Source organism: Pseudomonas alloputida (assembly GCF_021283545.2).
GTDB lineage: Bacteria > Pseudomonadota > Gammaproteobacteria > Pseudomonadales > Pseudomonadaceae > Aquipseudomonas > Aquipseudomonas alloputida.
In genome coordinates, this window is sequence record NZ_CP128540.1 from 821,212 (window position 1) to 839,898 (window position 18,687).

At 62.2% G+C, this 18,687-nt stretch carries 16 protein-coding genes, 1 tRNA gene and 1 pseudogene; 9 read left to right on the forward strand and 9 right to left on the reverse strand.

The window, feature by feature from the left end:
• Nucleotides 1–83: 83 nt before the first annotated feature.
• From mksF to mksB, 3 genes are read right to left on the reverse strand one after another with little or no spacing between them, the layout of a single operon-like run.
• Nucleotides 84–2,915 carry an Mks condensin complex protein MksF gene (gene mksF, locus LU682_RS03740; protein WP_010951942.1) on the reverse strand — a complete coding sequence of 944 codons (2,832 nt, stop codon included), beginning with the start codon at nt 2,913–2,915 and terminating at the stop codon, nt 84–86.
• Nucleotides 2,912–3,619 (reverse strand): Mks condensin complex protein MksE, encoded by a 708-nt coding sequence (gene mksE / locus LU682_RS03745; protein WP_003247452.1) that lies wholly within the window; start codon nt 3,617–3,619, stop codon nt 2,912–2,914. Before mksE ends, mksF begins: the two co-directional genes overlap by 4 nt.
• Nucleotides 3,609–4,898 carry an Mks condensin complex protein MksB gene (mksB, locus tag LU682_RS03750; RefSeq protein WP_003247449.1) on the reverse strand — a complete coding sequence of 430 codons (1,290 nt, stop codon included), beginning with the start codon at nt 4,896–4,898 and terminating at the stop codon, nt 3,609–3,611. The genes mksE and mksB overlap by 11 nt, the downstream gene beginning before the upstream one ends.
• Before the next feature lie 211 nt (nt 4,899–5,109).
• On the opposite strand from mksB, the gene LU682_RS03755 reads away from it, so the two are divergent.
• Genes LU682_RS03755 through LU682_RS03765 form a run of 3 tightly spaced genes read left to right on the forward strand, consistent with a single transcriptional unit; the run spans nt 5,110 to nt 6,980 of the window.
• On the forward strand, nt 5,110–5,895 hold the full coding sequence (locus LU682_RS03755) for a hypothetical protein (RefSeq protein WP_049586369.1): 786 nt from the start codon (nt 5,110–5,112) through the stop codon (nt 5,893–5,895).
• Nucleotides 5,892–6,347 (forward strand): ribosomal protein S18-alanine N-acetyltransferase, encoded by a 456-nt coding sequence (gene rimI, locus LU682_RS03760; protein WP_010951945.1) that lies wholly within the window; start codon nt 5,892–5,894, stop codon nt 6,345–6,347. Before LU682_RS03755 ends, rimI begins: the two co-directional genes overlap by 4 nt.
• A 57-nt stretch (nt 6,348–6,404) precedes the next feature.
• Nucleotides 6,405–6,980 carry a D-Ala-D-Ala carboxypeptidase family metallohydrolase gene (locus LU682_RS03765; protein ID WP_049586371.1) on the forward strand — a complete coding sequence of 192 codons (576 nt, stop codon included), beginning with the start codon at nt 6,405–6,407 and terminating at the stop codon, nt 6,978–6,980.
• On the opposite strand, the pseudogene LU682_RS03770 reads toward LU682_RS03765, so the two are convergent.
• A pseudogene (locus LU682_RS03770) lies at nt 6,920–7,773 on the reverse strand (LysR substrate-binding domain-containing protein). The gene LU682_RS03765 and the pseudogene LU682_RS03770 sit on opposite strands and share 61 nt — an antisense overlap.
• 956 nt (nt 7,774–8,729) lie before the next feature.
• A complete protein-coding gene (locus LU682_RS03775; protein WP_010953496.1) occupies nt 8,730–10,058 on the reverse strand; it encodes an IS110-like element ISPpu9 family transposase in 1,329 nt (442 codons plus the stop codon).
• Nucleotides 10,059–10,569: 511 nt separating this feature from the next.
• Between LU682_RS03775 and LU682_RS03780 the strand changes: the two genes are divergently transcribed.
• A complete protein-coding gene (locus tag LU682_RS03780; RefSeq protein WP_010951947.1) occupies nt 10,570–11,184 on the forward strand; it encodes a LysE family translocator in 615 nt (204 codons plus the stop codon).
• Nucleotides 11,185–11,314: 130 nt separating this feature from the next.
• Here LU682_RS03780 and LU682_RS03785 read toward each other — a convergent pair.
• Both LU682_RS03785 and LU682_RS03790 read right to left on the reverse strand, forming a co-directional pair.
• Nucleotides 11,315–11,391 (reverse strand) — tRNA-Met (locus tag LU682_RS03785).
• A gap of 95 nt (nt 11,392–11,486) precedes the next feature.
• Nucleotides 11,487–12,410 carry a FecR family protein gene (locus tag LU682_RS03790; protein ID WP_049586372.1) on the reverse strand — a complete coding sequence of 308 codons (924 nt, stop codon included), beginning with the start codon at nt 12,408–12,410 and terminating at the stop codon, nt 11,487–11,489.
• A 193-nt stretch (nt 12,411–12,603) separates the two neighbouring features.
• Here LU682_RS03790 and LU682_RS03795 point away from each other — a divergent pair, with 193 nt between their 5' ends.
• The 3 genes from LU682_RS03795 (at nt 12,604) to LU682_RS03805 (ending at nt 15,300) form a co-directional block, all read left to right on the forward strand.
• Nucleotides 12,604–13,818 carry an MFS transporter gene (locus tag LU682_RS03795; RefSeq protein WP_010951949.1) on the forward strand — a complete coding sequence of 405 codons (1,215 nt, stop codon included), beginning with the start codon at nt 12,604–12,606 and terminating at the stop codon, nt 13,816–13,818.
• Between the two features lie 103 nt (nt 13,819–13,921).
• On the forward strand, nt 13,922–14,059 hold the full coding sequence (locus tag LU682_RS03800; protein ID WP_003247435.1) for a hypothetical protein: 138 nt from the start codon (nt 13,922–13,924) through the stop codon (nt 14,057–14,059).
• A gap of 83 nt (nt 14,060–14,142) precedes the next feature.
• Nucleotides 14,143–15,300, forward strand: coding sequence for an MFS transporter (locus tag LU682_RS03805; protein ID WP_010951950.1), 1,158 nt, complete (start codon nt 14,143–14,145; stop codon nt 15,298–15,300).
• A gap of 7 nt (nt 15,301–15,307) precedes the next feature.
• Here LU682_RS03805 and LU682_RS03810 read toward each other — a convergent pair whose 3' ends face one another.
• Nucleotides 15,308–16,264, reverse strand: a complete 957-nt coding sequence (locus tag LU682_RS03810) for a FecR domain-containing protein (RefSeq protein ID WP_049586375.1) — start codon at nt 16,262–16,264, stop codon at nt 15,308–15,310.
• Nucleotides 16,251–16,766, reverse strand: coding sequence for a sigma-70 family RNA polymerase sigma factor (locus LU682_RS03815; protein ID WP_010951952.1), 516 nt, complete (start codon nt 16,764–16,766; stop codon nt 16,251–16,253). The genes LU682_RS03810 and LU682_RS03815 overlap by 14 nt, the downstream gene beginning before the upstream one ends.
• Before the next feature lie 171 nt (nt 16,767–16,937).
• On the opposite strand from LU682_RS03815, the gene LU682_RS03820 reads away from it, so the two are divergent.
• Both LU682_RS03820 and ada read left to right on the forward strand, forming a co-directional pair.
• Complete coding sequence (locus tag LU682_RS03820) at nt 16,938–17,564, forward strand: DNA-3-methyladenine glycosylase family protein (RefSeq protein WP_010951953.1); 627 nt, start codon at nt 16,938–16,940, stop codon at nt 17,562–17,564.
• Nucleotides 17,565–17,611: 47 nt separating this feature from the next.
• The gene (ada, locus tag LU682_RS03825; RefSeq protein ID WP_010951954.1) at nt 17,612–18,664 is read left to right on the forward strand and encodes a bifunctional DNA-binding transcriptional regulator/O6-methylguanine-DNA methyltransferase Ada; all 1,053 of its coding nucleotides are present in this window, start codon (nt 17,612–17,614) and stop codon (nt 18,662–18,664) included.
• Nucleotides 18,665–18,687 lie beyond the last annotated feature (23 nt).

An 18,687-nucleotide genomic window follows, 5' to 3' on the forward strand; every position in this document is an offset into this window, starting at 1 on the left:
CTGCATACGCATCGGTGGTTGGACACAGGCCGTCGTAGGAGCGGGTTCACCCGCGAAAGGGCCGCAACGCGGCCCCGGCTATCTCAGGCCAGTTCCTCGGCCTGATCCTCACGCACAACCGCTTTCACTTCATCCAGCCGGCTGATGAACTTCCAGTCCGCCTCGTCGATGTAGATGCCGTTCGGCCCGCTGCCACCTTCCAGGTCGATCGCAACGTGCGCCGAGACCTGTGGTTTCACACTCGCCAGGATCGGCACGAAGCCCAGTTGCTGGCTGGTCTCCAGCAGTGCCGCCTGGTTGCGTTCGTCGATGTCTGCCGCTTCGTCCAGGTAGTACGGCAGGCGAATGCGCCCGGCCAGGTCACGGTCCATCAGGTGCAGCAACAGGTACATGTTGGTCAGCGCCTTGATCGTCATGGTGGTGCCGTTGGACGCCGCACCGTCGATGTCGGCGTGGATGATCGGCTGGCCATTGACCTTGGTGATCTCGAACGCCAGCTCGAACAGGTCCTTCAGGCCCAGCTGGTTGTGGTTGGCCGCCACCAGCCGTGCCAGGTACTCCTTGGCCTCTTCGTTCTTGTTGTCCTGATCGGCACTCTGGGTCAGGTCGAAGACCGACAGGGTTTCGCCTTCTTCGTACTGGCCGGCACTGTGGATAATCTGGTCGATGTGCTTGAGCGCTTCCTTGTTCGGCGCCAGTACCACGCGGAAGCTTTCCAGGTTGGAAACCTGGCGCTTGTTGATCTCGCGGTTGAACAGGGCCAGCTGGTGCTCGAGGCTGTCGTAGTCGCTGCGGATGTTGCGCAGGGTTCGGGCGATGTCGGTGACCGCAGCGCGGCGTGCCTTGGCCAAGGTCAGGGCTTCGTCGGTACGGTGCGCGTAGGCGTTCACCAGCAGTTGCAGGCGGCGTTCCATGTCGTCTTCGCTGTCGAACTTGGCAACGCCTTTGAGGCGCACCTGGGCGTACAGCGCCTCGATCTGGTTGTCCACCCGCTGAAGGCTTTGCCAGCTGTCCTGGTAGTCATTGAGCAGCGGCAGCAGGTTGTCCATCGAGTCGTCGATGGCTTCCATGTATGGCGTGCCGTAGGGCAGGTCGGCCGGCAACAGCTGGCGACGGCGCAGGGCGTCTTCCAGGGTGCGCTGCTTGGACTCGAGGTCGCCGAGCTGGCGGCCGACCAGTTGCAACTTGGCTGACAGCTGCTGGACGCGCTCGGTGAAGGCGTCGCTGGAGCGCTTGAGTTCGTCCTGGGCCGCTTCCAGCTGCGAGAGCTGTTCCAGCTTCTCGGGCTCTTCGGCGGCGAGGGTTTGGCTGCGGCGGAAGTCTTCCAGCGCCTTCTGCGCGTCCAGCACTTCCTGGTACAGGGTTTCGGTCTGCGCTTTGGAGGCGGAGCGGTCGGCGGCCACGGCTTGCTGGGTCTTGAGCTGCTTGAGTTCTTTTTCCAGGCGCTCTTTCTGGTCGCGCAGGGCGGCCCGGTCGGCCAGGGCCTGCAGTGCCGGCGGGTCGATGTGGGTCAGGTCGATGGCCAGGCCTGGGGCCTCGAAGCGTTCGCCCTTGAAGCCGTCGAGCACCGCTTCCAGCGATTTTACCCACAGGTCGCTGTCGTCCAGCTCGATACCGCGATCTCCCAGCGGCAGGCTGAACAGCGCGCCGTTGAACAGACGCATCAGGCGGTCGACGTCCTGCTGCGAGAACTCTTCGCGCAGGCGGGCATAGCTGTTGTTGTCAGCGTGATCCAGCTGCTGCTTGACCTGCTTCAGGCGTTTTTCCAGGTCGCGTACGCGCTCGTCGAGGTCTTCGGCACTGAACTGCCGTGACTGGGCCAGCGCGCCGGCCAGCTCGTCGTGGGCGTCTTTGGCCGCCAGCAGTTGCTGCTCCAGTACCTTGACGTCATCGACCAGCGCAAAGCGGTGCTTGAGCACCGACAGCTCGCCTAGCCAGCGCTGGATACCGGTAATTTCACGCTCCAGGCGCATCAGCTCCTGGGTGCCGCCACGCTGGTCGTTCTGCAGGCGGTCCTGCTCGCCACGGTAGTGCTCGGACTGGATGACCAGCTCTTCCTTGCGCGCCATGGCGTATTCCTGCCAGGTGCCCAGCAGGGTGTCGAGCACAGGCGAAATGCGGTGCAGCTTGCCACGCAGGATGTCGCGCTGGGCCACGCCACCGGCCAGGGCCTCGACCAACGGGCCGGCAGCGACCAGGGCGTTGTAGTCCTGCTCCATGCGGCGTACGTCGCGGAAGGCTTCCTCGCACGCAGCGATGTAGTCGACGCTGCCCGAGCGCAGGCTGTGCTCGAAGGCGTCGAGGAACAGTTGCTTGAGCTTGGCGGCGGTGATCTCACGCATGTGCAGCAGGTTGATGAACAGCGCGCGGAAAGTTTTCAGGCTTTGCTCGCTGGTGGAACGCAGCGGGATCATGGTCAGGTCCAGCGGCACCGAAGTGTGTCCGCCCACCAGCAGTCGGCGCAGTTCGTCCGGCTTCAGTTCGTAAGCCTTGATCCCCAGGCGCTCAAGGTTGGTGAACAGCTCCTTCTGACGCAGGCAGGTGTCGTTCTTCTGGTAGTGGGCCAGGTCCAGTTCGCCCTTGTAGGCGAAGAACTGGTGGCCGAAACCGCCACCCGGGCCGCGCCCGACCACACCAATCACGTGCGGGCCGTGGGGCAGGCTCAGTTCGCAAAGAATGTACGAGGTGTCGCTGGCGAAGTAGAAGCGGCGCGACTGCTCAAGGCTGTACTTGCCGAAACTCATGTCCGACATGCGTGCCAGGATCGGGAACTGCAGGGCGTTGATCGACGCCGATTTACCCAGGTTGTTGGCGCCGTATACCGACAGCGGGTGCTCCAGCGGGAACAGGCCAAGGCTGTAGCCGGCGGTGTTGAGCAATGCGAAGCGGCGGATGCCGTAGCGTTCCTGGCTCATGCGTCAATCTCCTGTTGCTCTTCGCGGATGGCCCGGGCCAGGGCGTCCTCTTCGCTTTCCTCGCCCTGGAAAGGCGTGAGGTCGAGCGGGTCGTCGGTACGGTTGAGTTCTTCGGCGCTTTCTTCCTCGACCAGTACCGGGGTCGGCAGCGGCAGGGCGCTGTGCAGGGTGGCGGCCAGGTCGCGGTCCTGCTGTACCGAGAGGCACACATCGAGGAAGCGGTGCATGGGCGGCAGGAAGCGGTAGATGCCGCCTTCCTCATGGGCGAAGCCGAGCTGGGTCATGCGCCGCAGAATTTTTTCTTCCAGCTCGTCCACGGTCTGCACTTCGGCCTGCAGGAACAGGTCGCGGTACTTGTCCAGCAGCGAGGGCAGTTCGTCGCGACCGATGCTGCCACCGTCGAGCACGGCCATCGGGTCGCGGCCCTGGTCAGCAAGGTGCTCGACCAGGATGAAGGTGAACAGCGACAGGCGCTGCGCGGTCTTGTTGACCTGCGCGGCGGTCATGTCCGGCACGAAGTAGTAGAAACCACGGGTATCGCACACCAGTTCGAAGCCCAGGGCCTTGAACAGGGTGCGGTACTGGTCCTGGAAGTTCGACAGCTGGGCGTACAGCTCAGGGTCGCGCCGGCTGACGTGGAAGCCTTTGAACAGCTCGCGGAAGATCGGCGCGAGCTGGGACAGTTCGGAAAGATCAAGATGCATGGGCTGGGCTCGCGTTGGGTTCGGTAGGCGCGCTTGGGGCGTCTTCGCGGCTGGAGGTCAGGGCGAACGAATGCAGGCTGACCAAATGTTCCTGGGTGGTGTATTCGCGGCGGTCGAGGCGTTCGCGCTTGAAGCGCTTTTCCCGCGACAGGCGCGAGAACCAGTACAGCAGCTCGTCGGTGGCGCCTTCGGGCTCCTGCTCCAGCAGCCAGACCATCAAGTCGGGCAGTGGCAGGGCCTGTTCGCAGCGTTCGGCCATTTCCTTGACCGTGCGCGGGGCACGGGGCAGGGCGCCGGACTGGGTCTTGTGAGCTTTGGGGAAGCGCGCCGGTTTGGGCTCGAAGCGAGCCAGTGCGTAAACGTAGGCCTCGACCTGGCTGGCACTGCCAAGGAAGGTGCTTTGCGGGCGGGTGAACATCGGCATGGCCGCCTGCGGCACGGCATCGATGCCTTTGCGCCGGATCACCGACAGGGCCAGTGCGGCGCCGCGGGTCACGGCGTTGTGTCGGCGGGCTTCTTCGCGCAGCGGCAGCAGCAGTTCGCGGGCGTGGCGCAGGGTCAACTGGGCGCTGGTCTGCATTTCCAGGATGCGCGCGTGGGTGCGCAGCAGCATGTCGTCGTCGACCAGGTGGCCCAGGCGCGCCTGTTCGCCCAGCAGTTTCAGCAGCACGGTCTCGACCTTGCGTACACCCTGTTCGAAGGCGCCGTCGGCGTTGACCAGCTGGATCATCGGCTCGACGTATTCGTCCCAGGTGGCCAGCACTTCGGCATAACGCTGGCGCAGCGGAATCTGGCGGTTGCTGGTCTTGGCCCGTTCGGCCACGGCCACCAGTGCCTGCTCGTCGTTGTCGAGCTTTTTCAGCACATCGCGCACGCGCATGTCGAGCAGGCGCAACTGGCGTGCCAGGTCGTCGCTGTCGCGGTTGTCGAAGGCATCCTGGATGTGCCCGGCCAGGCGCTCCAGGTGGCGCAAGTAGGCTTCGATCTCCAGGCACAGGCCCAGCCGGTGTTCGCGGCGCAGGTAGGCGAGGAAGTCGTGGATCTGCGCGTTGAGCTCGAAACGGTTCGGGCTCTTGGCCACCGGGACCAGGATATCCAGGCGGATCCACACGTCGAGTAGCTGGGTGATGTCCTGCGGGGTGCTTTCGAGCTGCTGGCGGGCCACATGCTGGCGCAGTTCGACCAGGCTCAGGGTGCCCTGGTCGAAACGCTCGCACAGCGGCTCGATCAGGGCCCAGTGTTCGGCTAGGGCGCGCAGGACGCGCTTGGGTTCGATCATTGGCTTCGACTCGTTGCCAAGAAAAAGGGGGCGATTGTACTGCATTCGCGGGGGTGGTTTTTACCCCTTGGTCTGTAATGAGAAATAACCATGGGATGTGCAGGTGTAAGGCGTTGTTCATGTGACGGCGCTCGGTCTGATAGGCGCTGCAAAAACCACGGCGTACACGTTAGAATGCCCAATTGCCTTCACCCCCTCGGATATCCGCCCCTTGCTGACCGAACCCCGTCGCCGCGCCTACCTTTCCGCCATGCAAGTGGTGCACTGGCTGCCGCGCGCCGAGCTGCCGTTCGCCGCACCGTCGCGGCCCGAGCTGCTGCTGCCGGTTGTGCCGGTCGAGGACATCGATTTTGAGGTCAGGCCGGCATCGGTAACCAGCGAAGCGCCTGTCACCCCCCAGGCCCGCTCCGGCGAGCGGCCGAAAATCGAGATCCCGCGCCCGGGCAGTGTGGCAAAACCCGCCGTCAAGCCTGTCGAGGCACAAGAGCAGCCCGCTGCTCCGCGCCCGGCGCCGGTGCCGCCACCGCGCTTTTCGCTGCAGTTGCTGCGTGCCGGCAGTTGCCTGCTGCTGGTGGAACTGGCCACTGGTCAGCCGTTCCAGAGCCGCGACCCCTCTTACCTGCTGCTCAAGGACATGCTGCGCGCCGCCGGCCTGCCCGACGCCCCGCAGATCATCGGCGAGCCGGTGCGCTGGCCACTGCTGGTGCGCGGCAACATGGACCAGGGGCCGGAGGCTGCGCGCGATTTCGTCCAGGGCTTCGTTCAGGCGCGCCTGGAAGACGCCCCGTGTACCTGTCTGTGGCTGGTCGGCCTGCCGGCACTGCGTTTTGCCGCCAATGCCGACGCCGATGCCTATTACCAAACCCTGACGCTCGACAGCCTGGGCGACGCCTGGGCATTGCCGGGCCTTGAACTGTTGATGGACGAGCCGCAACGCAAGGCGGACGTCTGGAAAGCCATGCGCCAGCTGATGGCGCGCTGGAAGAGCGTTGAATGAGTGACTCGATCAGCTTCCGCCCGATGACCGAGGCGGATCTGGATGCCGTACTTAAGATCGAATATGCCGCATTCAGTCACCCCTGGACCCGTGGAATCTTTCAGGATGCGCTCAAATCGTACGAAGTCTGGCTGATGTTCGATGGCCAGCAGCAAGTGGGCCATGGTGTGATCAATGTGATCATCGATGAAGCGCACCTGCTCAACATCACCGTAAAACCGGAAAACCAAGGCTGCGGCCTGGGCCTGCGCCTGCTCAAGCACCTGATGGCCCGGGCCTATCAGCTCAATGGCCGCGAATGCTTTCTGGAAGTGCGCGCCAGCAACCAGTCGGCCTATCGTTTGTACGAGCGTTATGGTTTCAACGAAATTGGCCGCCGCCGCGACTATTATCCGATTGCCGGCGGCCGTGAAGACGCCCTGGTGATGGCCTGTACCCTGTTCGAAGACTGACTTTGCAGGGGCGTACCCGGGCGCGCAGGCTTTGTTCTCGGCAGGGACGGATAAAGAATGAGACAACTGCTTTTGGCAGCGAGCCTGTGTATCGCTAGCGCTACTCACGCTGACGAGCGCGACGTGTGGATGTTCGCCCAGTGGGCGGGTGATCATCAAACCCGCCCTTTCCGTGAAATGCTGGTAGATGCCCGGCTTTACGGTGTAGTGCCAATTCACCAGTTGCTGCGCTCGGCATCGGACTGGAAACTGTGCCACGCATCGCCTTTCGCCGTACCACCCCCCGGCAATTGGGCCGCTGTGCGTTCGACCCTCGCGTTGATCAAGGCACTCGACGATCAAGGCATCCTGCGCCAGTTCGAGGTGGTTTCGGCCTACCGTGAGCCGCGCCTGAATGCCTGTGCGGGCGGGGCGGCCAACAGTGCGCATACCCGCGCTTTCGCCGTCGATATACTGCTGCCGGCCTGGGCCGACCCCAATCCGCTGTGCCGTTTCTGGCAGCAACACGGCCAAGCCTGGAACATGGGGCTGGGCCGCTACCCATCAGGCCGTATCCATTTGGATACCGCCGGTTATCGCACCTGGGGTGGTGATGGCGGTGCGGGGGCGTCGTTCTGTATCAACCCCAAATGAGCCAGGCACTTCCGGCATTCGTCCATTATCCACTCGGCGAAGCGCTGGCGCTTGCCGCTGTCGGCCAGAGGCTGCGGGCTGAGCAGGTGGTAGGCCGAGCCATCGCGCACAAAACCGAACGGCGCCTGCAGCTGCCCGCTGTCGAGTTCGTCGCGCACCATCAGGGCTGAGGCAATGGCCAGGCCCAGTCCGGCGCTGGCGGCCTGAATCGACAGGTAGAAATGTTCGTAGTCGCTGCGTTCGCAGTGCCGCGCCTGTTGGCCGCTCAGGCGCAGCCAGGTGGGCCAGGCAGCAGGACGTGTGGTGCTTGCAGCAGCCGTTGGCCATCGAGTCTGGCGCAGGCGGCGGGGTGGCACACCGGGCCGATCCATTCATCGCAGATTTTCTGGCTGTACAGCTGGTTGTCCCAGTGGAAGTCGTCGCGGCGAATTGCCAGGTCGACACCGCTGCGCGCGAAGTCCAGCGGGCCGCCTGCGGCTACCAGGTGCAACTGAAGGTCGGGGTGGGTGGCATGGAAGCGCGGCAGGCGCGGGATCAGCCAGCGCATGGCGATGGTCGGTTCGCAAGACAGCACCAGCACATTGTCGCGAGCTTGTTGCTGCAGGCGCTGCACGGCGCCTTCGAGCTGTTCGAAGATCGCCTGGGTGGTGCCTTGCAGGGCACGACCGGCGGGGGTGAGGAAAATGGCCCGGTTGCGGCGTTCGAACAGTTCCACGCCAAGGCTTTCTTCCAGCAGGCGTATTTGGCGGCTGACCGCGCCGTGAGTGACGTGCAAGTGCTCGGCGGCGCGCACGAAGCTCTCGGTCTGGGCGGCAATGTCGAAGTAGCGGAAGGCGTTGAGTGGCGGCAGTTTCATGATATCCCTGTTCAGCTGTGCCGGCCTCTTCGCGGGTAAACCCGCTTCTATCGAACAAAAGATAACCCACTGTTCTTTCTAGCGAAAAAAACAGGCGCGCGGGGTCAATGGCGGCGAAGTGTTCACTCTTCTATACGTGGTCACAGCAAGCTGTGCCGACAGGGATTAACGCCGATGCCATTTGGGCCACTCTCTCATTCGGGAGCAAAGCAGCACACCAGTGCGGTCTACGGCCTCTTTCCCGCGCATTGGGAACCATAGCAAAGTATTCGGCGGCTGACCTACCCGGATCAGTCGGCGAATGCTTTTCTAGATCTCGATGTCAGTGCAGATCTGACGTCATGCGCATCCTGTTTGCTGTGCGACAGCGCAGCCCGGAAGGGCTGGGTGATCTCTCATCAAACAAAATGCAACCCATTGTTTTCTAAGCACTCAAGCGGCCACCAGTTGATACCCCAGTTTCCGGGCTTTGCGAAGCAAAGCCCGGACCTGCCGGTCTTGGCTTCTTCTATCAAACAAAAGATAACCCACTGTTCTTTCTAGCGAAAAAAACAGGCGCGCGGGGTCAATGGCGGCGAAGTGTTCACTCTTCTATACGTGGTCACAGCAAGCTGTGCCGACAGGGATTAACGCCGATGCCATTTGGGCCACTCTCTCATTCGGGAGCAAAGCAGCACACCAGTGCGGTCTACGGCCTCTTTCCCGCGCATTGGGAACCATAGCAAAGTATTCGGCGGCTGACCTACCCGGATCAGTCGGCGAATGCTTTTCTAGATCTCGATGTCAGTGCAGATCTGACGTCATGCGCATCCTGTTTGCTGTGCGACAGCGCAGCCCGGAAGGGCTGGGTGATCTCTCATCAAACAAAATGCAACCCATTGTTTTCTAAGCACTCAAGCGGCCACCAGTTGATACCCCAGTTTCCGGGCTTTGCGAAGCAAAGCCCGGACCTGCCGGTCTTGGCTTCTGGCTTCGAACTCCTCAAGACCTTGTTCAACATAAGCCTGCTTCTTGGTTAACAGGTTGTACACCAGACGTGCCAACTGATGCGCAGTGGCTTTGATGGCGCAGCTGGTATCCATTCGAGTCAGTCTGGCTCGGTGCGATGCGCCAATGAAACCCTTGTCGTTACGGGCATTGGATGCAGCCTGCTTGAGTGCTTGCGCTGCTCGATTGACTATTTTGGGCCCACCACCTGCCAGTCGATGACCGCCGGAAATTCGGGTAGGGGGAGCCAGTCCCAACCAAGAGCAGAAGTGCTGTGAGGACGGGAAGCGTGATAGATCTGTACCGATCTCCCCTGCCAGCACTAATGCAGTGTCCACCCCAATGGTTGGAATTGCGGTTAGGTCCACGCCAAGAACTTTCCACAAAGTCTGATGCAATACAGTCTGTTGGGCGCCGTTTCGGTGTGGGCTCCGTAAAGGCTTCTTGGATGGCTCTGGCTTGTTTTGCAGCACCGGCAACTGCTCTAACGCGGCTTTTATGGCGTCGTCACAATCTGCAATTTGCTGCTCCAGGAAGTCATAGGCAGCCAATTCCTGAGTTAGCGCATGCAAATGCTCGCGCCGCCAATTGCCATGAAGACTCCGAGCGACAGCCTCCTTGCCTGCCTTGATGCGGCGGTCGGTTAGTTCAGCCAGTTGCACTGGGTCCCGTTCACCTGCGCAGATGGCCCGCAAAATCTTCATGCCAGTTACACCGGAAATATCACTGATGACATTGGCCAGCTGGATGTTCATTTGGCTCATGGCCTTTTGCATCCGGTTCAGCGTCTGCGCCTGGTCTTTCACTTTGGAAGCACGCTGCCTGACCAATGACCGGACGCAGCAGGTCAGATCATCGGGGCGGAATGCGCCTCTGAGCAGTCCATGAGTCATCAGCTGCCAGATCCACTGGCAATCCAGCACATCTGATTTACGGCCCGTGATTTGCCGAGTTGCTCTGGCATTGACGAGATAAACGTCAAAACCGCGCTCGCTGAGAATCTCGTAAATTGGAATCCAATAAACCCCCGTGGATTCCATGGCAACGACCTTGATCCCCAGGCTTTCAAGCCAGTTAGCCATCTTGAGCAGGTCGTCAGTAAAGGACGTGAACGACTGGACGGGATTTTCGTGCCGGGGATCGACCGCCACGAAATGCTCTCGACCACCGACATCGATCGCCGCGCAATCGGGATGGACGACGGTAAAGCGTTGCTTGGAAGGCTTGCGCGCCATGATGAATCCTCGCAGGATAAAGGGCGCGCGGGGCACACGGTGGCGAAAGGGTTCACTCTCTCATACGTGGTCACAGCTGAATCAGCTGATGCCTACAGGGACTTCACGCCGATACCGTGCGGATCACTCTCCTACGCGGGTGTGCAGACACACACCAGTGCTGGCTACGATCTCTGTCCCGCGCACACGAACCCTAACAAAGCAAAAGGCGGCTGGCCCTACCGGGCCAACCGCCTTTTCTTTTTCAAAATGTCAGCGTCGCTGCGGAACTGAAGCCGTACACCTCATGTTTGCTGCGCGACAGCGCAGCCCGGAAGGGCTGGGTGATCTCCTACATGGCCACATATTTCCCTGTAGGGGCAGGTTTACCCGCGAAGAGGCCAAGGCAGGCTGTACATATCTGTGAGCAAAACTATCAGATTCATCTCAGCATAAATCGATTTTTCCGCATCTGTAAGCGCTTGATAATCGGCGGTCTGTGCATTTCCATCGCCTATCGAGAGCCCTCAGCATGACCGAACTCATCGCCGTCGCCCTGTTCACCCTGCTCGCCGTCATCAGCCCCGGCGCGGACTTCGCCATGGTCACCCGCAGCAGTTATGCGCAGGGGCGCAAGGCCGGGCTGGCTGCTGCTGTGGGCATCGCCCTGGGGGTGCAGGTGCATGTGTTGTACACGGTGTTGGGCATTGCCGTGATCATCAGCCAGAGCCCGACGCTGTTCTTCGTCATGAAGGTGCTGGGTGCGGGCTACCTGATCTACCTCGGGTACAAGTCATTGACCAACACGCAACGTATCAGCCTGGACGGGGTTGGCCAGTCTGCTGCCAGCGTACTGCAAGCGCTGCGCACCGGCTTTTTGACCAACGCCCTCAACCCCAAGACCATGTTGTTTGTCATCAGTGCCTTCACCCAGGTGGTGCAGCCTGGCAGCCCGCTGGCGCTGAACTTCGCCTACGGTGCGTTCATGTCCGTTGCCCATTGGCTATGGTTCAGCCTGGTGGCGGTATTTTTCTCCAGTACGGCATTGCGCAGGGCGATGATCGAGCGGCAAGTGCTGGTGGACAGGGCCATTGGTCTGGCATTGATCGGGCTTGGCCTGGCTGTGGCGGTGACCGGAATACGTTGAGGCGACGATAGCAGCGCCGAAACCTGTGATTCGGCGCCCGGCTGCTGCGGGATTGGTTGGCGCGGGCATCAGCAACTTTTTCGCAGGCAAAGAAAAAGGGCTTACCTTGCGGTAAGCCCTTTGTCTTGTTTGGTGGCTACACAGGGACTTGAACCCCGGACCCCAGCATTATGAATGCTATGCTCTAACCAACTGAGCTATGTAGCCGATGGCGCGCATTATTCTCTTGAACGCCCCCTCTGTCAACACTCATTTCAAAAAAAATTTGCACGCTTTCAAAAACTTAGCGGCCAGCCCCGGTTTCAGCGCACCACAAGCCAGTGCCCGAGCACGCCCAGCAACTGCAACTGCTGGGCTGCAGCCAGGGATTGCAGGCTTTGGCCAGGCTGGTCGAGGTTGAAGTCGCCGCTTACACGGCGATGAGCCACTTGTTCATCCATCATCCACAGACGCTGCCCTTGGTAACCGGCAAGGCGCTCCAGCACCTGCCTCAATGGCATGTCTGTGGCTTTCAGGCGGCCATTGCGCCAACTGTCAGCGGTTTTCAGATCAGCCTTACGCACCGGGTCGATGCGTGTGTCATCGAAGGTTACCCGCTCACCCGCCGAGACCATCCGCTGCTCACCCCCCTGGGTGACCATGGCCTTGCCACTGAATACCACGAGTTCGTCGCGCCCTGCATGGCGGGCTATCTGCAGGCGAGTGCCGTATACCTGGATGCGTGCGTTGCCCACTTCCACGTCCATGGCGCGCCCGTCGAGCACGACTTCCAGATGCACCTGGCCCTGCACCAGGTGCAGTTGGCGGGTGCGGCCGCGCAGGTCGACGTTCATCGCGCTGGCGCTGTCCAGGTTCAATGTCGTGCCATCCGCCAAGCGTATGCTGCGGCGCTCTCCCACATCGGTGTGCAGCTCGCTGGCCAGACGCTGCATCAGCGGCCAGTACAGGTAAGCTGCAGCGGCTAACCCTAGCAAAAACGCAAGCGCCAACCCTTTACCCAGGTGACTGCGACGGACAGTGACATGCCGTGGGCGAGGGCGGGCAGGTGCGGGTTGCAGCTGTTGCCAGAACGTCTCCAGCTCGGCGTAGGCGTGGGCGTTCTCTTGTACCTGGCACCAGGCTGCAAATGCCTGGCGCTGGGTTTCGTCGCAACCGGGCTGGCGCAGCAACGAAAACCACGCCAGCGCTTCCTGTTGTGGATCGGGCTGCAGCTGCTTGGCGGACATCGGGCTCATGGGGGCGGTCTGCTCACGATAGGGGCCGTTTGGCCTAACGATGACAGGAGTCATTGGCAGAGGATGCTAATTATATTGAGAACCATTTTCAAGTACGTGGCGACAGGGGGATAAAAAAGGTAGCTATGTATCTATTTGATTCCTGATAATCGGATCCCAAACCAGAGGACGGAGATTCAGGCAAATGGCCACCAGTAGTGCCTCCACCGCATCCACCCCGGCAGCGGCAAGCCAAGCCTCGCCGATGGTGATGCGTATCATCGGTTTCTGCGCCTTGGCGCACTTGATCAACGACCTGATCCAATCGGTGCTGCCCGCGATCTACCCGATGCTCAAGGCCAACTACGACCTGAGCTTCGCCCAGATCGGCATGATCACGCTCACGTTCCAGATCACCGCCTCGCTGTTGCAGCCTTGGGTCGGCTTCTTCACCGACCGCCGGCCCACGCCAAATCTGTTGCCGCTAGGCACCCTGTGTACGTTGGTGGGGATCGTGATGCTGGCCTTCGTTGGCAGTTTCCCGATGATCCTGCTGGCGTCGGCTTTGGTGGGCATTGGCTCGTCGACCTTCCACCCGGAAACCTCGCGTATTGCACGGCTGGCCTCGGGCGGGCGCTTCGGCCTGGCCCAATCGACCTTCCAGGTCGGTGGCAACACCGGCTCTGCTCTGGGCCCACTGCTGGCAGCGGCCATCGTCATACCGTTCGGCCAGACCCATGTGGCCTGGTTCGGCCTGGCAGGGCTGTTCTTCCTCGGCGTTACCCTGATGTTGCGCGGCTGGTACAAGGAACACCTCAATCAGGCCAAGGCGCGCAAGGCGGTGCAGGCCACTCACGGCATTTCGCGCAATCGGGTAATCGCGGCGCTGATCGTGCTGGGCTTGCTGGTGTTCTCCAAGTACTTCTACATGGCCAGCTTCACCAGCTACTTTACCTTCTACCTGATCGAGAAGTTCGGTGTGTCGGTGGCCAGCTCGCAGCTGCACCTGTTCCTGTTCCTCGGCGCGGTGGCGGCGGGCACCTTCTTTGGCGGGCCGATCGGTGACCGTATCGGGCGCAAGGCTGTGATCTGGTTTTCGATACTGGGTGTGGCGCCGTTCACGCTGGCGCTGCCGTATGCCGACTTGTTCTGGACCACGGTGCTGAGCGTGGTGATCGGCTTTATCCTGGCTTCGGCGTTTTCCGCGATCGTGGTGTATGCGCAGGAGCTGGTGCCGGGCAGCGTGGGCATGATTGCCGGGATCTTCTTTGGCCTGATGTTCGGTTTTGGCGGCATTGGCGCTGCGCTGTTGGGGTACGTAGCGGACCTGCGTGGTATCGAATACGTGTATGGGTTGTGCTCGTTCCTGCCATTGTTCGGGTTGTTGGCGGTGTTGCTGCCAAGTACAGGTAAACGCTGAACGCACCGGGGGCCTGGCAGAGGCCCCTGGGCAATTGACGAGCCCCCCGGAGGTGGCTAGAGTGCCGCCTCTTTTTTCAATCACCTGCGTAGTAGCCAAAGCAATGCGCCGTACCCAGTCCCTCCCACACGCCCGCCAGCCTGCCTTCCAGGCACTGCGTCGTGCATGGCCGAGTGACACGGTGCTCAAGCGCCGCCGCAGCGTGCTGTTTGCCTTCACCTTCTCGCCACACCTCGCCTGAACTGATCTGCGCTTTCGCGTCGCTCGCCGTTCTGGCGTGCGCGCCTGTTTCTGCACGTCTTTTCGGTTTGCCAGGAGTGGTACATGAACATGCGTTTGTTGGCGGGCTTATTGTTCGCTGTTTCTGTCGTGGGTTTCAGTTTGGGGGCCAGCTTGCCGCTGGTGTCGTTGCGCCTGCATGAAGCGGGGGCGAGCACACTGGAAATCGGCATCATCTCGGCCATCCCTGCCGCCGGCATGATGCTCTCGGCTTTTCTGGTCGACGCCTGCTGCCGCCATCTCACCCGGCGCACCATCTATCTGCTGTGTTTCAGCCTGTGCACGGTCAGCATCGCCTTGCTCGAGTCCGCGTTCGGCTCGTTGTGGCTGCTGGCGTTGCTGCGCCTGGGCCTGGGGCTTGGCATGGGGATCGCCATCATCCTCGGCGAGTCGTGGGTCAACGAACTGTGCCCCGAACATAACCGCGGCAAGATCATGGCCTTGTACGCCACCAGCTTTACGGGCTTTCAGGTGCTGGGCCCGGCCATGCTGGCAGTGTTGGGCGCCGATAGCCCGTGGATCACGGGTGTCGTCACGGTCTGTTATGGGCTGGCGTTGCTGTGCATTGTGCTGACGGTGCCTAACGACCATGTCGAGCACGAAGAGGGCGAAAAAAGCTTCGGCCTGGCCGGGTTCTTCCGTGTGGCACCGGCGTTGTGCATGGCGGTGCTGTTCTTCTCGTTCTTCGATGCCGTGGTGCTGTCGCTGCTGCCGGTGTACGCCACCAGCCATGGCTTTGCCGTTGGCGTGGCGGCGTTGATGGTGACGGTGGTGTTTGCCGGCGACATGCTTTTCCAGCTGCCGCTGGGCTGGTTGGCCGATCGGGTTGAGCGCACAGGGCTGCACCTGGCGTGCGGGCTGGTGGCGATGGTGATCGGCATCGGTTTGCCTTGGCTGCTGAATCTGACCTGGCTGCTGTGGCCGCTGCTGGTGGTGCTGGGCGCGGTGGCGGGGGGGATCTATACCTTGGCGCTGGTGCTGATCGGGCAGCGCTTCAAGGGCCAGGACCTGGTCACTGCCAACGCCAGTGTGGGCTTGCTGTGGGGCGTAGGCAGCCTGGTCGGGCCGCTGGTCAGTGGGGCGGCCATGAATGTCGCGCCGCATGGTTTGCCCATGGCGCTGGCACTGATGGCCGGGCTGTTCGTGTGCTTTGCCAGGCAGTCATACCGGCGCCGTGGGCGGATGCGGGCTGTGGCGCAGTGATAACCCTTTACGCCGCGCCGATGCTTACCCAATAGCGTGTCCTGTACTCGACCCGCACGGGCAGGCTGCGGGTGAGCAGTTGCAGGATTTGCCCGGTGTCAGCCAACTGATAGGTGCCTGAAACCTTCAAGCCCGCCACTTCTGGAGCGCAGCGCAACAGGCCCGGTCGGTAGCGGCCGAGTTCGCTGGCAAACTCGGCAAGCGGCATCTGCTGCACGCTGAGTACACCTTCGGTCCAACCCCAGGGGTCGTTGTGCAGTGTTCTGGCCTGAATGCTGCCGTCGGCTGTGACTTGCAAGGTTTCACCGGGCAGCACTTGCCTCGCTGAGGCCGAGGCAGGGAACAGCGTGACTTCACCACGACGCACCGACAGCAGCAGCCCTTGGCTGTTTTCGCGCAGCAACAGCTGGCCATCGAAGGTGGTCAGCGGGCCGACACGGGTGGCGACGTGGAACGGGCGGTTGTCGTTGGGGTTGCTCTCCAGGCTGACCTCGCCATGGATCAGTTTCAGCTGGCGTTGCTCCGCGCTGTAGTGCAAGTCGATGGCACTGGCGGTGTTGAGCTGCAGACGGCTGCCGTCACTGCCTTGCCATTGGCGCCGTTCGCCTGTGGCAGTGCTGGTGTCGGCCAGCAGCTGTGGCAGGCCTAGCGGTTCGCGCGCGGCCCAGCCCAGGCTGCCGCCCACGGCCAACAGCCCCAGCAACTTCAGGTGGTCCCTGCGGCTGGCTTTTGGGTGCTGGCTAGCGTCCAGGGTGCGCCGGCTCAGGTCCTTGGGCAGCCCGGCCAATTCATCACCCAGATTACTGACTCGCTGCCAGGCCAGGCGGTTGTGTGGGTGGCTGGCCAGCCAGTGTTGAAACTGCTGCTCGGTGCGCGGGCTGGGGGTGTCGAAACGCAGCTTCACCAGCCAGTCGATGGCCTGATCGACCTGCGCCTGTGCGGGCGTACCATCAGGCATCGGCATAGCGCAACCGGTAGCAGGCGCCCAGGGCTTTGGCCAGGTCGCGCTCAACGGTGGCCCTGGACACCCCCAGACGTTGGGCAACCTGCACGATGCTCAAACCGTCTAGCTGGGCCAGCAGGAACGCTTGGCGGACGCGCGGTTTCAACTGCTGCAAGGCGCGGTCGAGGCGTTCCAGGCTATCGAGGATGACAAGCTTATCCTCTTCGCTGGGCACTTCTGCTTCGGGCAGGTGAGCCAGGCCCTCCTGGTAGGCCCGCTCCAGCGCGCGGCGGCGGAACTGGTCGATCATCAAGCCACGGGCGATGCTGCTGAGGTAGGCGCGCGGTTCTTTGAGCGGCGACATCTGGCGGGCGCGCAACAACCGCACGAAGGTATCCTGGGCCAGGTCTGCGGCATGTTCACTGCAACCGACCCGGCTGCGTAACCAGCCGCGCAACCAGGTATGGTGAGACTGGTAGAGCAGAGCGACCTCGGTGGGCTTGAGCGTGTCGTTGATCTGCATCGTAGAGAAGGCCCAGTCCAGTGATGTGTGCGATTGTGAATAGTTCTCAATTCTATGCGGGGAAGATAGCGCGGAGCAATGGCATGCCAAAGATTAGCTGCGCAAGAACCGGCGTTTGCCCGATGAACGGCTGCGCTAAGCTGGACCTGCAATCGACTTGATGGAGGTGCCATGATGCTGGCCGACCTTTCGCCTGAGGCCTATCACGAGGCCGCGCAACACCTGGCGGCACTTGACCCGGACTGGTCACGGCATATCGCAGCGATCGGGCCCTGCCTGCACCAGGCTACGCCGGGACGTGAGCCTTATGAGGCATTGGTGCGGGCGATTGCCTACCAGCAACTGCACGCCCGCGCCGCCGAGGCGATCCTGGGGCGTTTGCTGGCACTGTTCCCGGCAGATGATTTTCCCCAGCCAGAGCAGTTGCTGGCGGTATCCCCGGAAACCCTGCGTGCCTGCGGCTTTTCGGCGAGCAAGCTGGTGACGGTCCAGGGCATTGCTCAAGCCACCCTGGAGGGCCTGGTACCGACGCGGGAGCAGGCGTTAACCATGGCTGACGAGGCGTTGATCGAACGCCTGGTGGCGCTGCGTGGGGTAGGGCGGTGGACGGTGGAGATGCTGCTGATCTATAGCCTGGGGCGTTCTGACATTCTGCCGGTGGACGATTTTGGCGTGCGCGAGGGGTATCGGCGGCTCAAGGGGCTGGAGACGGCGCCGACACCGGCGCAAATGCGTTCGCTGGGCGGCGCCTGGCGGCCGTTTCGTACCGTGGCGGCCTGGTACCTGTGGCGGGCCTGAGGTTTTCGCATCGCCCGTACAGGCAACAACATATCCGGGAAACAAAGATGAACCTCTACACCACCCCCGACCAACGCTGGCAAGCCGTAGAGAGCCGCGACACTGCCGCTACAGGCCACTTTGTCTACGCCGTACGTACCACCGGCGTCTACTGCCACCCCGGCTGCAAATCACGCCAGGCCAAGCGTATGAACGTCGAGTTCTACGACACTGCCGCGGCTGCCGAGGCTGCCGGCTACCGTGCTTGCAAACGCTGTATCAGCAAGGCCAGCGCCACCCGCCACAGCCAGCTGGTTACTCACGCCTGCCGCTTGATCGAAACCAGCGACCCCGTTCCAAGCCTCGGCCAACTCAGTGCACGGCTGGCCGTCAGCCCCTTCCACCTGCATCGGCTGTTCAAGGCCGAAACCGGGGTTACCCCCAAAGCCTACGCCACGGCCTTCCGGGCCCGGCGCCTGCGTGCGCACCTGGAAGACGACCAGCGCTCGGTCACCGATGCTATTTACAACGCCGGCTACAACTCCAACAGCCGCTTCTACGAAAGTGCCGACCAGCGCCTGGGCATGCGCCCCCGGCAATACCGCGCCGGCGGTGCCGGGGCAACCATTCACTTCGCCCTTGGGCAATGCTCGCTGGGTGCAATACTGGTAGCCCAGAGCGACAAGGGCATCTGCGCGATTCTGCTGGGCGACGACCCCGAGGGCTTGTTGCACGAGCTGCAGGATCAGTTCCCCAAGGCCCACCTGATTGGCGGCGACAGCGCCTACGAGCAGAAGGTCGCCGAAGTGATCGGTTTCGTCGAAGCGCCCTCCTTGGGCCTGGCCCTGCCGCTGGATGTGCAAGGCACCGCGTTTCAGGAGCGGGTGTGGCAGGCGCTGCGTGAGGTGCCGGCCGGAAGCCGGGTCAGCTACACCGACATCGCCGAGCGCATTGGCGCCCCCAAGGCCGTGCGGGCGGTCGCCATGGCCTGCGCGGCCAACCGTATTGCCGTGGCCATCCCTTGCCACCGCGTGGTGCGCCGGGATGGCGACATCAGCGGTTACCGCTGGGGCGTGGAGCGCAAACAGCAATTGCTGAAGCGAGAAACGGCACTCTCCTGACCGCCCGAAGCCGCGTAGAATCT

Excerpts from the sequence above, each read along its gene's own strand:
- mksF (WP_010951942.1), bottom strand. The coding sequence starts at position 2,915 with ATGAGCCAGGAACGCTACGGCATCCGCCGCTTCGCATTGCTCAACACC.
- mksE (WP_003247452.1), bottom strand. The coding sequence starts at position 3,619 with ATGCATCTTGATCTTTCCGAACTGTCCCAGCTCGCGCCGATCTTCCGC.
- mksB (WP_003247449.1), bottom strand. The coding sequence starts at position 4,898 with ATGATCGAACCCAAGCGCGTCCTGCGCGCCCTAGCCGAACACTGGGCC.
- rimI (WP_010951945.1), top strand. The coding sequence starts at position 5,892 with ATGAGTGACTCGATCAGCTTCCGCCCGATGACCGAGGCGGATCTGGAT.
- LU682_RS03765 (WP_049586371.1), top strand. The coding sequence starts at position 6,405 with ATGAGACAACTGCTTTTGGCAGCGAGCCTGTGTATCGCTAGCGCTACT.
- LU682_RS03775 (WP_010953496.1), bottom strand. The coding sequence starts at position 10,058 with ATGGCGCGCAAGCCTTCCAAGCAACGCTTTACCGTCGTCCATCCCGAT.
- LU682_RS03780 (WP_010951947.1), top strand. The coding sequence starts at position 10,570 with ATGACCGAACTCATCGCCGTCGCCCTGTTCACCCTGCTCGCCGTCATC.
- LU682_RS03790 (WP_049586372.1), bottom strand. The coding sequence starts at position 12,410 with ATGTCCGCCAAGCAGCTGCAGCCCGATCCACAACAGGAAGCGCTGGCG.
- LU682_RS03795 (WP_010951949.1), top strand. The coding sequence starts at position 12,604 with ATGGCCACCAGTAGTGCCTCCACCGCATCCACCCCGGCAGCGGCAAGC.
- LU682_RS03800 (WP_003247435.1), top strand. The coding sequence starts at position 13,922 with ATGCGCCGTACCCAGTCCCTCCCACACGCCCGCCAGCCTGCCTTCCAG.
- LU682_RS03805 (WP_010951950.1), top strand. The coding sequence starts at position 14,143 with ATGAACATGCGTTTGTTGGCGGGCTTATTGTTCGCTGTTTCTGTCGTG.
- LU682_RS03810 (WP_049586375.1), bottom strand. The coding sequence starts at position 16,264 with ATGCCGATGCCTGATGGTACGCCCGCACAGGCGCAGGTCGATCAGGCC.
- LU682_RS03815 (WP_010951952.1), bottom strand. The coding sequence starts at position 16,766 with ATGCAGATCAACGACACGCTCAAGCCCACCGAGGTCGCTCTGCTCTAC.
- LU682_RS03820 (WP_010951953.1), top strand. The coding sequence starts at position 16,938 with ATGATGCTGGCCGACCTTTCGCCTGAGGCCTATCACGAGGCCGCGCAA.
- ada (WP_010951954.1), top strand. The coding sequence starts at position 17,612 with ATGAACCTCTACACCACCCCCGACCAACGCTGGCAAGCCGTAGAGAGC.